At 58.8% G+C, this 14,220-nt stretch carries 15 protein-coding genes and 2 tRNA genes; 6 read left to right on the plus strand and 11 right to left on the minus strand.

Annotation, left to right across the window (positions count from 1 at the left end; genetic code table 11):
• Nucleotides 1–5: 5 nt before the first annotated feature.
• The 3 genes from AC1DXU_RS23650 (at nt 6) to AC1DXU_RS23660 (ending at nt 3,302) form a co-directional block, all read left to right on the plus strand.
• Nucleotides 6–1,040 carry an ABC transporter substrate-binding protein gene (locus AC1DXU_RS23650; protein ID WP_477372867.1) on the plus strand — a complete coding sequence of 345 codons (1,035 nt, stop codon included), beginning with the start codon at nt 6–8 and terminating at the stop codon, nt 1,038–1,040.
• A gap of 95 nt (nt 1,041–1,135) precedes the next feature.
• A complete protein-coding gene (locus AC1DXU_RS23655; protein ID WP_477372869.1) occupies nt 1,136–2,563 on the plus strand; it encodes an amidase in 1,428 nt (475 codons plus the stop codon).
• A gap of 40 nt (nt 2,564–2,603) precedes the next feature.
• Entirely contained in the window at nt 2,604–3,302 is a 699-nt protein-coding gene (locus AC1DXU_RS23660; protein WP_477372871.1) for a TetR/AcrR family transcriptional regulator, read from the plus strand.
• A gap of 6 nt (nt 3,303–3,308) precedes the next feature.
• Here AC1DXU_RS23660 and AC1DXU_RS23665 read toward each other — a convergent pair whose 3' ends face one another.
• From AC1DXU_RS23665 to AC1DXU_RS23685, 5 genes are read right to left on the minus strand one after another with little or no spacing between them, the layout of a single operon-like run.
• Complete coding sequence (locus AC1DXU_RS23665) at nt 3,309–4,070, minus strand: MBL fold metallo-hydrolase (protein WP_477372872.1); 762 nt, start codon at nt 4,068–4,070, stop codon at nt 3,309–3,311.
• A gap of 3 nt (nt 4,071–4,073) precedes the next feature.
• Complete coding sequence (locus tag AC1DXU_RS23670) at nt 4,074–5,138, minus strand: ABC transporter ATP-binding protein (RefSeq protein ID WP_477372874.1); 1,065 nt, start codon at nt 5,136–5,138, stop codon at nt 4,074–4,076.
• Nucleotides 5,135–5,917, minus strand: coding sequence for an ABC transporter permease (locus AC1DXU_RS23675; RefSeq protein ID WP_477372876.1), 783 nt, complete (start codon nt 5,915–5,917; stop codon nt 5,135–5,137). The genes AC1DXU_RS23670 and AC1DXU_RS23675 overlap by 4 nt, the downstream gene beginning before the upstream one ends.
• Nucleotides 5,917–6,783, minus strand: a complete 867-nt coding sequence (locus AC1DXU_RS23680) for an ABC transporter permease (protein ID WP_477372878.1) — start codon at nt 6,781–6,783, stop codon at nt 5,917–5,919. Before AC1DXU_RS23680 ends, AC1DXU_RS23675 begins: the two co-directional genes overlap by 1 nt.
• Nucleotides 6,784–6,796: 13 nt before the next feature.
• Nucleotides 6,797–7,867: a polyamine ABC transporter substrate-binding protein gene (locus AC1DXU_RS23685; protein WP_477372880.1), complete on the minus strand. Its 1,071-nt coding sequence runs from the start codon at nt 7,865–7,867 to the stop codon at nt 6,797–6,799.
• 91 nt (nt 7,868–7,958) lie between these two features.
• Between AC1DXU_RS23685 and AC1DXU_RS23690 the strand changes: the two genes are divergently transcribed.
• Complete coding sequence (locus tag AC1DXU_RS23690; RefSeq protein ID WP_477372882.1) at nt 7,959–8,573, plus strand: TetR/AcrR family transcriptional regulator; 615 nt, start codon at nt 7,959–7,961, stop codon at nt 8,571–8,573.
• An 81-nt stretch (nt 8,574–8,654) separates the two neighbouring features.
• Here AC1DXU_RS23690 and AC1DXU_RS23695 read toward each other — a convergent pair whose 3' ends face one another.
• The 6 genes from AC1DXU_RS23695 to AC1DXU_RS23720 form a co-directional block, all read right to left on the minus strand.
• Complete coding sequence (locus AC1DXU_RS23695; RefSeq protein ID WP_477372884.1) at nt 8,655–9,248, minus strand: Swt1 family HEPN domain-containing protein; 594 nt, start codon at nt 9,246–9,248, stop codon at nt 8,655–8,657.
• On the minus strand, nt 9,241–9,879 hold the full coding sequence (locus tag AC1DXU_RS23700) for a DUF5343 domain-containing protein (protein ID WP_477372886.1): 639 nt from the start codon (nt 9,877–9,879) through the stop codon (nt 9,241–9,243). Before AC1DXU_RS23700 ends, AC1DXU_RS23695 begins: the two co-directional genes overlap by 8 nt.
• Before the next feature lie 1,018 nt (nt 9,880–10,897).
• Entirely contained in the window at nt 10,898–11,599 is a 702-nt protein-coding gene (locus AC1DXU_RS23705; protein WP_477372888.1) for a class I SAM-dependent methyltransferase, read from the minus strand.
• Between the two features lie 413 nt (nt 11,600–12,012).
• Nucleotides 12,013–12,087: transfer RNA gene (locus tag AC1DXU_RS23710), tRNA-Thr, on the minus strand.
• Between the two features lie 92 nt (nt 12,088–12,179).
• Nucleotides 12,180–12,785 carry a cupin domain-containing protein gene (locus tag AC1DXU_RS23715; protein ID WP_477372890.1) on the minus strand — a complete coding sequence of 202 codons (606 nt, stop codon included), beginning with the start codon at nt 12,783–12,785 and terminating at the stop codon, nt 12,180–12,182.
• Between the two features lie 99 nt (nt 12,786–12,884).
• Nucleotides 12,885–12,960 (minus strand) — tRNA-Thr (locus tag AC1DXU_RS23720).
• A gap of 157 nt (nt 12,961–13,117) precedes the next feature.
• Here AC1DXU_RS23720 and AC1DXU_RS23725 point away from each other — a divergent pair.
• On the plus strand, nt 13,118–13,285 hold the full coding sequence (locus tag AC1DXU_RS23725) for a hypothetical protein (RefSeq protein WP_477372892.1): 168 nt from the start codon (nt 13,118–13,120) through the stop codon (nt 13,283–13,285).
• 306 nt (nt 13,286–13,591) lie between these two features.
• Nucleotides 13,592–13,897, plus strand: a complete 306-nt coding sequence (locus AC1DXU_RS23730) for a BA14K family protein (protein WP_477372894.1) — start codon at nt 13,592–13,594, stop codon at nt 13,895–13,897.
• Nucleotides 13,898–14,220 lie beyond the last annotated feature (323 nt).

Consider the following 14,220-nt stretch of genomic DNA (forward strand, 5'->3'; position numbering starts at 1 on the left):
AGTGCATGAACTTGAAACTGACCGCGACCGCCCTGGGGCTGTCGCTGATGGCCATGACCGGGATGGCCCGCGCCGATGGCGAACTCAACATCTACAATTGGGGCAACTACACCAGCCCGGAGCTGATCAAGAAGTTCGAGCAGACCTACAAGGTCAAGGTCACCGTCACCGACTTCGATTCCAACGACACGGCGCTCGCCAAGATCCGCCAGGGCGGCGCCGGCTTCGACATCGTCGTGCCTTCGGCAAGCGTCGTTCCGATCTGGATCAGCGAAGGACTGCTGCTGGAGACCGATCCCAACACCATGGAAAACTTTAGAAATATGGACCCGAAATGGGTCGATGTGCCTTTCGATCCGGGCCGCAAATACACGGTTCCGTGGCAGTGGGGAACGACCGGTGTTTCGGTGAACAAGTCGGTCTATTCCGGCGACATCAACACCTCAGCGATCTTCCTCGACCCGCCGGCCGAACTCGTTGGCAAGATCAATGTCGTTCCCGAGATGGGGGACATCATGTTCCTCGCCATCGCCTACGAAGGCGGCCAGTACTGCACCGACGACAAGGTGCTGTTGAAGAAAGTGCGCGACAAGCTGGTCGAGGCCAAGGCCAAATGGCTGTCCTTCGACTATGGCGCGGTCGACGGGCTGGGCAAGGGCGACATCGCGGCCGGCGTCAACTGGAACGGCATATCGCTGCGCCAGCGGCTGCAGAACGACAAGATCGCCTATGGCTATCCCAAGGAAGGCTATCCGATCTGGATGGACAATGTGGCGGTGCTCAAGGACGCCAAGAACGTCGACAACGCCAAACTGTTCCAGAACTTCATCATGGATCCCGAGAATGCCGCGCTGATCTCGGCCTTCGCCCGCTATTCGAACGGCATCAAGGGCTCGGAAGCCTTCATGCCGGCCGACATGAAGGATGCGCCGGAAGTGAACGTTCCCGCAGAATTTGCCGCCAAGGGCCAGTTCATGCAGGCCTGTCCGTCGGACGTGCAGGCGCTCTACACCAAGATCTGGACTGACCTGCAGAAATAACCCGCTCCGCTGTTTTCCGCGCCGCGACATGCGGCGCGGCCACTCTCTCGACCCATCAAGCCAAAAGGCGATCTGGCGATCGCAGGAGATTTTTCATGACCGATCTCGACCTCTGCTATATCCCGGCCAGCGAGGCGTTGCGGCAGTTCAAGGCGAAGACATTGTCGCCCGTCGAATTGATGCAGGCGACCATCGATCGCGCCGAGGCGACGAAGGCGACGATCAACTGCTTTACCTTCGAACATTTCGACGAGGCGATGGATCTGGCCAAAAAAGCCGAGGCGAAATACGCCAAAGGTGCCCGGACCGGCGCGCTCGAGGGCCTGCCGATCGGCATCAAGGATGAGAGCTACATCAAGGGCAAGCCGACATCGCATGGCTCGCTGCTGACCAGGGATGCCATTGGCGGCCACACCTCGACGATGAACGAGCGCGTCATCAAGGCGGGCGGCATCGTGCATGCGCGCACGGCAACGCCTGAATTCAGCTGCGCCGGCTTCACCTGGTCGAGGCGATGGGGCGTCACCCGCAATCCGTGGAACCCAGAGTTCACGCCGGGCGGTTCGTCCGGCGGGGCCGCGGCAACGCTGGCTTCGGGTACGTCCTCGATCGCCACCGGCTCGGACATCGCTGGATCGATCCGCATCCCGGCCTCGGCCTGCGGTCTCGTCGGCTTCAAGCCGCCTTACGGGCGCAATCCCGACGAGCCGCCCTTCAATCTCGATTTCTACTGCCACACCGGACCGCTGGCGCGAAATGTAAAGGACGCGATCCTGCTGCAGAATGTCATGGCGGGGCCGAGCCCGCTCGACATCGCCACGCTGCGCCCAAAATTGCGCCTGCCGCTCGACTACAAGCCGATCAAGGGCTGGAAGATCGCTTTCTCGATGGACCTTGGCTCGTTTGAAGTCGATGCGGACGTGCGCAAGAACACGCTGGCCGCCTGCGATGTGTTCCGCTCGCTCGGCGCCACGGTCGAGGAGGTCGATCTGGGCTGGGGCGATGAGGTGCTGAAGGCCGGCATCGCCTATCTCGAGCATCTCTTCGGCGCTTCGCTGGCGCAACTGCTCGAGGAGCACGGCGAGGACATGACCAGCTATGCCAGGCAGTTCGCCGAGGACGGGAAAAGGTCGAAAGCCACAGACTATGTTGGCACCCTGGAGGTTGCCGCCAGGATGTACCAGACGCTGGGGCCGCTGCTGGAAACATACGACGTGCTGATCTGCCCGACGAACGCTCTGCCCGCCGTGCCGGCGGAATTCGACCACACCAAGGAGACGCTCGCGATCAATGGAAAACAGGTGAACCCGTCGCTTGGCTGGGTGATGACGACGCCGTTCAACATGCTGAGCCGTTGTCCGGTTCTGTCCATACCGTCGGGCAGGGCGGCAAATGGCGTGCCGACGGGCCTGCAGATCGTTGGTCGCACCTATTGCGATGCCGATGTGTTCCGGGCCGCGCTCGCCTATGAAACGGCTCAGGGACAATGGTATGAGAGTGCGGCGACACGCCCGTCGCTTTGATATCTGACGCAGGCCGCAAGGCCGAAAAGGCTGGACGAAGATGGCGCAACGCAAGGCAATCGCAGCCGAGAAAGACACGGCTGCAACGACCAAGGGCAGGGTGGCGAACGATGCCGCTCCCAAGGACCGTCGGCGCGAGCGTGGCGAAGCGAGCGTGCAGCGCATCATCGATGCGACGATCGAGCTCATCGCCGAGGAAGGCCTGGCGAGCGTCACCATGCAGCGCATCGCCGAGCATGTCGGCTCCTCCAACGCGCTGGTGGTTTTCCACTTTCGCAGCAAGGAGAACCTGTTCCGGGCCGTCCTGCAGTATCTCAGCGATCAGTATGACGCGCTGTGGGTGACATTGGTGCGGGCGCCCGGCCTGTCGCCGGTGGAGCGGGCGTTGGGCGCGGTCGATTGCGCGCAGCGTTTCGCCCGGCAGCACCCGAACTGGGTTTCGGTCTTCGTCGTGTTCTCCAGCGATCGCAAGAGCATGCAGATCTACAATGAAATCGGCTTGCCCAGCGATCTCGCTTACACCGCCGAGGCACGCGAGCTGCTGATCGAGATTTCGCGCAGCGGCGGTTATACCGGCGTCGACATAGACACGCTGTCGGAGAGCCTGAACTATCTGGTTCATGGCGCCTGGTATTGGGATCATCTCAATCCGTCCAGCCGTGACACCGACGTGCTGCGCAAGACCATGCTGCTCCTGCTGCACCAGGCGTTTCCACGGCACTTTGAGCTGATGGCTTGATCCCGCTTAAGGGTTCTGCTGCAGATGGCAGCCGGCCTGGCGCTTCTGCGCCAGATACTCGTCGATCAGCTGGCGATAACGCACCTTGCCGAAGCTGGGGAAATGGCCGCCATGCACGACCGAGACATCGAGGTCGCGCAGGCGCAGCAGCGTGGCGACATAGTCATCGACAACGGAATGGTAGACATCGTCGATCAGCGGGCCGTCATAGATGATGTCGCCGGATAACAGGATACCCGTCCTGTTTTCGTAGAGCGCGATGCCGCCGGGTGAATGGCCGGGTGTGTGGATCACCTCGAAGGCACGGTTGCCGAGATCGACGACATCGCCCTGTTCCAGCAGACGGCCGGCCGGCGCCGGCAGAACGCGATAGCGCGCCGTATCCCAACCCTCGGGCATGCCGTCGAACATCTCGTTGGTTGCATAGGTTCCGGCGGCCGTCCATTCGTTGCGTGGATCGGCGAGGATCTTTGCTTCAGCCGAATGCACGCAGCGATCCGGAAATTCATGGTGGCAGCCGATATGGTCGAAATGGGTGTGGCTGGCGACGCAGGTCAGCTTGCGCTCGGTCACCAACGGCACATGACGCCTGAGGCTGAAATGGCCGAGGCCGGTGTCAAACAGCAGGTCACGGTCGCGGCCGCGCACATGCCACATGTTGCAGCGGAAGAACGGTTTTATCCATGGCTCGTGGATGAGCGTGATGTCGTCGCTCATGCGGATGGTTTCGTACCAGTTGGGAGCGTCGATGATGGGAAGCGTGCTCATCGCTCAGTCTGTCAAAGGAATGATGTCGCCAGCGTTGCACGAAACCACGACCGTGTCGCCGGGCTGGACGGTGGCTGCGGCCGGAAGCTTGGCGATGAAGTGCAGCGACGGGTCTTCGACGGAAACCGCGAGCACGCGCTTGAAGCTGCCCTGGAAGACGACGTCGCTGACCTTGGCTGTGCCGAGCGCGACGTGGCCTGCGGCTGTACCGAAGACAAGATGCTCCGGCCGTATGGCCAAGGCAACAGCCGAGCCCAACGGCAGCGCGCTGGGCAGGGAAACGGGTCCAGCCGGCGTCGCGACTGTGCTTGTCCTGTCCGACGCCGCCGTGACCGTGCCGGCAAGGATCGTGCTTTCGCCCATGAAGGTCGCGGAAAAGCGGGTTGCGGGCCTGGCATAGACGCGCTCGGGCGGGCCTTCGTCCTCGATGCGGCCGTCATTCATCACCACGCAATGGTCGGCCAGCGCCATGGCTTCTTCCTGGTCGTGGGTGACATGGATGAAAGCGGTGCCGACGCGCTTCTGGATCGCTTTCAATTCGTCCTGCATCTGCCGGCGCAGCTTCAGGTCGAGCGCGCCGAGCGGTTCGTCGAGCAGCAGCACCGCCGGCTCGATGACCAGCGCGCGGGCGAGCGCCACACGCTGACGCTGACCGCCGGAGAGCTGATGCGGCTTCTTGTCGAAGGCGGCGGCGAGGCCGACCAGCGCCAACGCCTCGCGCGCCTTTGCCGCCCGCGTCGCGCCATCGACGCCCTGCATGCGCAGGCCGAAGCCGACATTGCTGCCGACGCTCATATGCGGAAACAGCGCATAGTCCTGGAACACAGTCGTCGTCGGCCGCTTGGCCGGCGGCACCGAGGTGCAGTCCTCGCCACGGATGAACACGCTGCCTTCGCTGGGGCTGACGAAGCCGCCGAGAATGGAGAGCAGCGTCGTCTTGCCGGAGCCCGAGGGCCCGAGCAGGATGGTGTAGCTGCCCGGTTCGATCTGCAGCGAGACGTTTTTCAGCACCGTCTGCTGGCCAAAGCGGTGCGAGACCGCGCGGATGTCGACCAGGGGTGCGGTCATGCCGGCTTTCTCCGCAGCAATGTCAGTTCAAAAAACACCACCAGGACGATGGAGACGGCAAAGACCAGCGAGCCGACGGCGTTGGTTTTTGGGTTGAGCCCGGAGCGCAGGAGGTTCCAGATCTCGACCGGCAGTGTGGTGTCAAAACGGGTCAGCAGGAAGGAAATCACGAACTCGTCCCAGGAGAAGGTCATCGACAGGAAGAAGCCGGCAAAGATGGCCGGCGCCATCACCGGCACGGTGATCAAAAGCAGCACCTTCCATTCCGGCGCACCGAGGTCGCGCGCGGCGCGCTCGATGTTGATCTGGTGGTCGCCCATCTGGCTGTAGATGATGGCAAAGCAAAGCGGCAAATTGATCACGACATGGCCGATGCCGGCCGCGAGCAGCGATTTCGGCACGCCGGCCCAGTTGAACAGCACCAGCAGGCCCATGCCGATGATGAGATAGCTCACCGTCAGCGGCAGCGTGATCAGTCCGCGCAGCAGCGCCGAAGAAGGCAGCGCGAAACGGGCAAAACCCCAGGCGGAGAGGAAGCCGAGCGTGACGGCGGCAAATGAGGAGAGGGATGCCACCAGCAGCGAATTGACCAGCGCCGAGGTCAGCCGCGTGTCGGAGAGCACCGCATCGTACCAGCGCAGCGACGGGCCGGTGAAGGGCGGGATCGGGAAGGAGGTCGCCTGTAGCGAGAACAGCACCAGCACGACCACCGGCAGGAAGATGAAGCCGTAGATCAGGATGGCGTAGAGCCAGGCGGCGATGCGGACGAGTTGGCGCATCAGGCCCGCTCGATCTTCAGCCAGCGGGCGCAGGCGAGGTAGGCGATGGTGACGACCGCCATCAGGATGATCGACAGAGCCGAGGCCAGCGGAAAATCGCCGCGCCGGCCGATCTGCATCATCACCAGTTGCGGCATTAGCAGCTCGTTGTTGCCGCCGAGAATCTGCGGCGTGATGTAGTCGCCGATGCAGAGCACGAAGGTAAGGAAGGCGCCGACCATGATGCCGGGCAATGTCAGCGGCAGCACGACATGCAGGAAGGTGCGCACCGGTCCGGCGCCGAGATCGGCGGCCGCCTTGCGATAGCTTGGGCTGAGCTGCTTCAGGTTGGCGAAGATGGTCAGCGTCAACAGCATGATGAAGAAATGCACGAAGCCGGTTACGGTGGCGAAGCGGGTGTTGGCGAGTTGCACAGGCTCGGCGAACAGGCCGGAACCGGTCAGCGCGCGGTTGATGACGCCGTTCTGCGCCAGCACCAGCAGCCAGGAATAGGAGCGCACGACGTAAGAGGTCCAGAACGGCAGCACCGCCAGCATCAGCGCCAGCCGCTGCCAGCGTTCCGGCACCTGTTCGGCGAGAATCCAGGCAAAGGGATAGGCGAGCAGCACCGAGATGACGGTGACGATGGCGGTCACTTGCAATGAATTGACCATCGCCTGCCAGTAGGACGGGTTGGTGAAGAACTGGCTGTAGTTGGACAGCGTGAAGCCGCCGCCCTCATGCGCCGTCAGGCTGGACAGCCCCATGGCGACGAAGGGCAGCACGAAGAACAACAATGTCCAGCCGAGCGCCGGCGTGACCAGCGCCCAAGGCAGGGCGCGGCCCGCTCGGGGCAGGGCACCCCCGCTGTTGGTGACAGTGGTCATCACCGGCTGCCGGTCATTGCGCCTGCAGCATTTCGGTCCAGACGTCCTGCATCTTCTTGTCGAGATCGGCATTCGGCGCCGGGTAGGACTGGGCGCGGGCGAGGAAGGCCGGCTGCTCGTCAAAACGCAGGATTTTTTTCTGGTCGTCGGTAAGTGCTGCCTTGGTGTTGGCCGGCATGCCCCAGTAGCAGGAGGAGGTGGCAAGCCGCGCCTGTCCCTCCGGGCTCATAATGTACTGGATGAATTTTAGCGCCAGATCCTTGTTCTTGGAATCCTTGAACATGGCCAGCGACTGCGACCACAGCACCGCTCCCTCTTTGGGGATGGAGAAATCCAGCGCCGGGTTTTCCTTGGCCAGGCCCGCCGTCACCCACTCACCGCCGCCGACCAGAATGTCGACCTCGCCGGTGGCCAGCGCCGTCTGGCTGGCGGTGACTTCGCCGACCAGCTTGGCATTGGCCTTCATCTTGAGCAGCTCGGCCTTGATGGCGGGCAGGTCGGCTTCGGTCAGCTCCGCCGTCTTCTTGCCGATGGCGAGTGCGGCCATGCCGATAACCGGCAGGTAGTAATCATAGATGGCGATCTTGCCCTTGTATTTGTCGCCGGTCAGCGCTGCCATCGACTGCATGTCGGCTGGATCGACCTTGGTCTTGTTGAAGCCGATGGTGTTGTAGCCGAACTTTTCGGTGATGCCGTAGCGTTTGCCGCCGACCACGGTCGAGCCGTCCATCTTCACCTCGGGAAACAGATCGGCGAGGGGCAGTTTGTCCTCTGGCAGCGGCTCGAACAGGCCCTTTTCGACGCCGCGCGGCACGTCGATGCTATCGATCACCATGACGTCCCAGTCGCCGGGCTGCGACTGATCGACGATGGCGAGGCCGGCGCCGGTGCCTTCGAATTCCTTGACGTTGACCTTGACGCCATTGGCCTCCTCGAAGGGCTGCAGCAGCGCCGGGTCGGCGTGATCGCACCAAATCAGGGCGTTGAGATCGGCGGCGTGAGCGCCGGTGCCGAGCAGCAGGGCGGTGACAGCGGTTGCGGCGCGCAGATGGGTTTTCAGGATGGAAGTGAGGGTCGTGGACATCGAGTGTTCTCCCTTGCCTTTTTGGCTTCTTGCAAAAAATTGAACCAATTCTAAAATTGAGTCAATTCTGTTTTTATGGCAAGAGGCTGATATGAGCGGATTGCGGGCACGGCAAAAGGCGGATCGGCACCGCCGCATCATCGAGGCGGCGGCAGAGCTGTTCCGCGAGGCCGGCTATGAGGGCGCCAAGATCGAGGCGATCGCCGCGCAGGCCGAAGTGTCGGTCGGCACCATCTACAATTACTACCAGAACAAGGGCGACATTCTCGGCGCCATCGTTTCGCTGGAAGTCAACGAGGTGCTGAATGCCGGGCGCGGCGTGGTCGCCAACCCGCCGGCCAATGTCGGCGACGCGCTCGATACGCTGCTCGGCATCTATATCGAGCACTCGCTGCACTATCTGAGCAAGGAGATGTGGCGGCAGGCGATGGCGATCTCGACGCAACTGCCCGACAGCCCGTTCGGCCAGGCCTATACCGGGCTCGACCGCTCGCTGACCGAGCAGATCCGCGCGTTGATCAAGCGCCTGCAGGAGATCGGCCTGGTGCGGCGCGATATCGACGGGGAAGCGCTCGGCGAATTGGTGTTCAACAACATGAACATGATGTTCATCGAGTTCGTGAAGCGCGACGAAGCGAGGATACCGGAATTGCGCGCGGCGATACGAAGGCAGAATAGGATTTTGGTGGCGGCGATTGGGTTGTGAGCATGGGATATTTACAAAAATATAGACAGAGCCTCATATCGGAATGATAAATAGTTAAACTTGTGAAAAATTGAACGTATATCACAAGCCGATAGCTTTATTCCAATCTTGGATATACATGTACATTCTCTGAAATTCGGATGGTAACAGCATTCTATTGTGTGCGACAAAATTTCTTGCTTTCTCAAGTTCATTCATACGCTGCCTGATCCAGTCCTGCCCTGGCATAATATCCTTAAAATAATCCCAGTTTTGAATAATGATAGAAGCAAGATCTCCGAAATCAACAAACTCAAGCTGATCTCCCTTTGACCCTTCCAGCCAAGAATCTTTTTCGGCCGTCTTTTTTCTTGACTCAGCAAGCTGTTTGATCTGCTTCGGAACCGATGCTGTGTCCCACCAGTCAATTCCTACCTTTTCCTCCAGAGTGTCGCGAATTAGGGATCGCACCTCGTTCTCGAACGCATGGAGAACGGCATAAAGCCGGGCCATCTCCATGGCTTGATTTCTGCGTTGAACACCAAACGGAGCGAGCGCTTCTAGCAGTAAGCTTTCTTCCGTTTCGCCAAGATCCAACCCAACCCTGATACCTGCCTTCCGGAATACCTCAGCTTCGGACTCAAAGAGAAGTCCTCGAAATACAAAATCGCGAATTTCTTTTCTTCCATTAGCCAATAATATGTTCCTTTAAAGATTTGAAAATAGCATTGTATACCTCGATGTCTTTTGTCGCTGGTAAATGGATTTGAATATTGTAACTCAACCCAATCGGGGTGGTGACGCTAGGCGTAATTTTTTGTGGCGGGAAATTTTCTTGAGTAGATACGTCAGGCGTCGCCTTAGGAGGGTTAACCTCTGGAAAGACAGTTCTGGCATGGCCGGCTAAGGTGCCTGGATCAGCCAAATCCAGCAGTGCCAGAAAAGTTCTCGCGCCGCGCTCAGCGGCAAGGTCAGAGAGATTGTACGTACTCTTGAATTTGCCGGCGATCATTTTTTCGTCGGCTTTGCTAGGTGCAGCCTTCAGAACAAAAATATCGCCATATGCGTCTTTGATGGCCTCGGCGATAACTTGTTTCCACCGAGTTTGATCGAGAAAATCACGATATCTCTGGGTGGGGACACCTTCGCTTGTTAAAAATCCGAGGCCCTTCAAAAGAGGAATGAACGCCAAGTCGTTTGACGATGTGAACCCGATGTCTTTCAGAAATTCTCGATTGAATTTATCCGGAGCCTGACCTTGACGAAGTGTATTGAGAAGATTTGGTATCTTTCCATACACTTGAACCGACTGATTCAGTAAACCCATGAGCGACCCCTGCCGATTTCTCAGGGCAGAATCTTATACACAGAGGCGATTGTTTTCAATCAGGGTATTCAGCGCGTTTAGGTGAAAACGTGTTGTCGATCTTCGGTTCAGAAAAGCAGGACAAATCACTTTTGTTGCGAGTGCACAAATATGCCGGATAAAACAAACGCAATCTTCGACCGCCTGGGAGGGAGTCCCGGATCGAATCTCTCTCGTGAAAGGTTGAACACCAGCATGGGGGTCACGGGCCGAGTTTTGGTGCTCACGGCTAATCTGGACAACCAACTCTACAAGCTTCTTCATACGAAGATGCCTGGACTAGACAAGAGAACGCGTGAGGCTCTTTTCGAAGGCACGGGTCCTCTAGGGTCGTTCAGTGCTAAGATAAATCTTGCAAGGGCTCTGCGCCTTATTGAACCAAGTGTTGCGACGGAGCTTCACAAGTTAAGAAGAATCCGCAACAAGTTTGCCCATGCATCAGGTCTTTTGGATTGGAGCAATCAGGAGGTTGCGGAATTGGTTTCAAAACTCTCTGGTGCTCAACCAGGAAAACCTTCTCGGTCCTTCGCAGCCGGAATGAGGTCAGCTTTTGCAGCCTTGGGGGAGGCAATGACACTTGCCGAACGACAAAGGAGTTCATAGCCTCCGACTGCTGAGCCATATTGGTGCCCCCGGACGGAATCGAACCGCCGACCTTCGGTTTACAAAACCGCTGCTCTACCAGCAATGAATGCAACGATCAGCGATCCCCGCACCACCGATAGCGGCGGCTAGGTAATCGCAAAGGTGATTTCGGCCTGCTCGGCGGAGCGGCCCTCAGTCTACCACTGGGCACGCGAGTCACCCCTTCCAGTACGTATGACTCGTGCCACCCGCCGCCTCGCCAACAATGGCGCTATGGCCCCTGAAGGATGCGCACCTGAGATGGAACGCGTCCGCACCAACCACCGCATTCGCATTGATGTCCTCAAGCAGGTTACATCGACCTTATTTCGGGATCGTACGGAGCGATCCATAGCTAGTGCGGTTTTCGAGCTACTAGAAGATAGTTCAGCTCGAATGTAGATGGGGTTGCGCCGCCTAAATATGCAAACCGCGCGTAGTATGCGAACAGCGAACGCATTGCTTTCTTAATCGGTAGCGCGATTTTAGATTTCAATGTTACGGGAGTTTCTTTAGGCGCGCGAAGCTCCTGTATCACAAAGCCAGCCGAACGCATCAATTCGCGTATAATACCAGAACCAAGGGAGTGCACATGGGTTGCGTCTGCATTCTGGATCGGAAGAGAGAATGGGCTATCGCCGTTCGGGAACCTAGCTATTAAATAGCCGCCCGGCTTCAGAGCAGAAAAGGCGGATCTGCATATTTTCACTAGCTCTGTGTAAGGGATGTGCTCGAAAACATCGAATGCCACCACAGCGCTTAAAGAACTATCCGGCATGCATTCAATGCCATCTTTTACTGTGATTCCCATATCCAGAGCCCGGCCAATCAACTCTGGCTGCACCTCTGACCCAAATAAGTTATATTGTTTCTCGCGTGCCCAGCCGAGAAAAGACCCATTGCCAAATCCAATTTCAAATATCGATGACACGTTTTCTCTAGGATTCGGAAGCAGCGTTGCAACCTCAAGGTTATAGAAGATGTCCTCTCCTTTATCGTAGCCACCGAATTGATCTTTGTCCCAGCCTTTCCACTCGTGGTAACCTTCGTAGGACATAGATCCCCCCAAATCATCCGCGCGGCAGGCCTTGGGTCAAGTGCAGGTCGTCAGCGAGCCCTGGTCAATGAGTTTCGGCCACTCGCGTCGACCGTGGCACCGGCTGGGTCGGTAGCTTTGAACATCTTATCGCGAACGCCTTGGGCTTACAGCTCTTATATGCAGTTTTGCTAAAATACATGGAACCGTATGGCCTTGCCTGGCTTGAATCGCGGTTGGGAGTAGCAAGCGCAATGCGTAACGCCAGCGAGCGGCTGAAGTTCATCGATGGTGCCGCGTAAACGAATTAAGCGCTCTACTGCTGACAACGGCTTTGCGCCATGAGCAAACACGGCAGTTACCCCAGAGATAACCCGGGAGTGCTAAGTCTCATGTCTTCAAACGTTGAAAGTCAGTTAAGTTATTGAATTTGCTGGTACCCCCGACGGAATCGAACCGCCGACCTTCGGTTTACAAAACCGCTGCTCTACCAGCCGAGCTACAAGGGCACGGCGCTCCGGAAAGATGGCTACGATTGGGGTTGAAGGCTTGCAACCTGCGCGACCTTGATACCTGTCACGGCCCGTCCGCGACATCGTGGTCAAGCAGGCGGAAGGCCTGCTGAAGCGAGGATTTCGGGGTCGGGAGTTATGTGTGCATGCGGCTTGCAGAAAGCAGGGTCGATAGCCCGATAACCAAGCAGGCTGGCGAGTGGCGCCAGGATTGCGAGCGCCGCCCGCTGAATCGCGGGTGGAGGCTGCGTGAAGACAATCACGTCGGCGAATTCCCTGGCGATGACTGCCGCCTGGAGCAGATAGGGTCTGCCTTTCTTATCCACCTGACCAGCATTGGCGAGGCCGAAGAGCATGCCGATCAGGAGCTCGAAGCGGTTCGGGTCAATGTGGTCCGCGCCGGGCGCCCGTTCAATTTCGATCAGGACGTGTGCTTCTTCGGTCTTGCTGCTGTTCCACCAATCGTGCACCACGCCTGCCTCGACCGTTGCCGATTGGCCGGGGCCTAGGGAAAATGTCTTCCCGGCGATGGAGGCATCGAGCCGGCCGCTGAAGACGGTAAACCGTTCAATCATGTTCGGATGGAAGTGCTCGCCAACGACAGCAGCGCCCGGCCGAGCGGTCAGATGAACAATGCCAGGTCCTTGGCCGCGGTCTTCGGTGCCGCGCAGGATCACGCCGAATTCACCGGTCACCTTGTTCTCGTAGACATCTCCACAGCGTGACATGGACCACCTCGCATTTCAGGAATGCCGGCACATCAAAGTCAAAAAATCGACGCTTCAACTGCGAACTGGTGCCCCCGGACGGAATCGAACCGCCGACCTTCGGTTTACAAAACCGCTGCTCTACCAGCTGAGCTACAAGGGCACGGCGCTCCGGTTAGCATATTTGTTGCGCCAGTAAAGACAAAACTCCGTTTTCGGTTGCCGGCGCGCGCTCCGGGCCGCCGGCGTGGCCATCCTGAAAACGGCCAAATCGCTTCCTATATGATCTCAAGGTGCAATCGCCTCAACGGGGGTGTCGCATGATCAGACTTGTCATCATTCTGCCGCTCGTCATCGTGGCCTGGCTTCTCCTGGTGAAGCTCATCAAGGATGTGAAGAGCGCCAATGTCGACTGGACCGGGGTGACCACCATCATCGGCTTCATCGCGCTGGCGTTCTGGCTTCGGCATGTCACCGGGATGGGGTGAAAGGGAGTGAGTAGTGAGTAGTGAATAGGGAAGGTTCAACTCTCGAAGGCGGGTTTCGCTATTCGCTTGGAACCCTCGAACCTCTCGCCGCGCGTTGAGGTAACTTAATTCGCAAAAGGGCGGCTTCGGCCGCTTTTTTTGCGTTCAGCGCCGGACTCAGCGGCCGATCGGATCAGGGCTTTGACCGGCTGATCTCCACCCCTCCAAAAAAGAATCCAAAAATCTTTCGAACCTTTTTCTTCGCCGCGACGACTGATGGTCAAGAGGCGGATGGATCGCCTCTCTCAACGAAGCAAGGAGATCATCATGTTCAAGCGCACACTCGTTTCTGGCCTTATCGCCACCACTGTTGCCGCCACCTCGCTGGTCGGCACTGTGCAGCCTTCGGCCGCCCACAACCATCACAACCGCGAAATCGGCATCGGCATCGCCGCTGGCGTCGGCGGTTTTGTCCTGGGCAGCCTGCTCGCTCAGCAGCCGCGCACCGTCTATGTCGAGGAGGATTACGACTCGATCCACATCCGCCGCTGCTACGCCCGCTACGCCAGCTATGACGCGGGCTCGAACACCTACATCGGCTACGACGGCTATCCCCACTACTGCAGGCTCTGAGAAGAACCGTTTCAGACAGAAGAAGGGCCTCCACGGGCCCTTTTTCGTTGCGTGAGGCGATCTGGGTCGCATTTGAATCGATCGACTGTCGATGTCGGCGCTGCCCCTTGTGTCTTTCGAATCATGCAGGATCGGGTTGGCGAGTGACCCGGGTCACGACCGGGTCACTCGCTGCGGCGGAAGCCCGCGTGCCCCTTGGTTTGAGTCCGCAGGTGAGCAAGGAGCTCCGACCGCATCTTCCATAGCCCGAACGGTTGCCAGGGTTCGACCCCGCACCAGCAAGGAAGGGATCAGAAGATGACACAAATCGCGCTTCGTGTCGG

Source organism: Mesorhizobium sp. P3_A10 (genome assembly GCF_056403175.1).

Coding starts and splice junctions, on each gene's coding strand:
- AC1DXU_RS23675 (WP_477372876.1), bottom strand. CDS start 5,917: ATGCGCCAACTCGTCCGCATCGCCGCCTGGCTCTACGCCATCCTGATC.
- AC1DXU_RS23670 (WP_477372874.1), bottom strand. CDS start 5,138: ATGACCGCACCCCTGGTCGACATCCGCGCGGTCTCGCACCGCTTTGGC.
- AC1DXU_RS23680 (WP_477372878.1), bottom strand. CDS start 6,783: ATGACCACTGTCACCAACAGCGGGGGTGCCCTGCCCCGAGCGGGCCGC.
- AC1DXU_RS23700 (WP_477372886.1), bottom strand. CDS start 9,879: ATGGGTTTACTGAATCAGTCGGTTCAAGTGTATGGAAAGATACCAAAT.
- AC1DXU_RS23705 (WP_477372888.1), bottom strand. CDS start 11,599: ATGTCCTACGAAGGTTACCACGAGTGGAAAGGCTGGGACAAAGATCAA.
- AC1DXU_RS23690 (WP_477372882.1), top strand. CDS start 7,959: ATGAGCGGATTGCGGGCACGGCAAAAGGCGGATCGGCACCGCCGCATC.
- AC1DXU_RS23665 (WP_477372872.1), bottom strand. CDS start 4,070: ATGAGCACGCTTCCCATCATCGACGCTCCCAACTGGTACGAAACCATC.
- AC1DXU_RS23730 (WP_477372894.1), top strand. CDS start 13,592: ATGTTCAAGCGCACACTCGTTTCTGGCCTTATCGCCACCACTGTTGCC.
- AC1DXU_RS23655 (WP_477372869.1), top strand. CDS start 1,136: ATGACCGATCTCGACCTCTGCTATATCCCGGCCAGCGAGGCGTTGCGG.
- AC1DXU_RS23660 (WP_477372871.1), top strand. CDS start 2,604: ATGGCGCAACGCAAGGCAATCGCAGCCGAGAAAGACACGGCTGCAACG.
- AC1DXU_RS23685 (WP_477372880.1), bottom strand. CDS start 7,867: ATGTCCACGACCCTCACTTCCATCCTGAAAACCCATCTGCGCGCCGCA.
- AC1DXU_RS23725 (WP_477372892.1), top strand. CDS start 13,118: ATGATCAGACTTGTCATCATTCTGCCGCTCGTCATCGTGGCCTGGCTT.
- AC1DXU_RS23650 (WP_477372867.1), top strand. CDS start 6: ATGAACTTGAAACTGACCGCGACCGCCCTGGGGCTGTCGCTGATGGCC.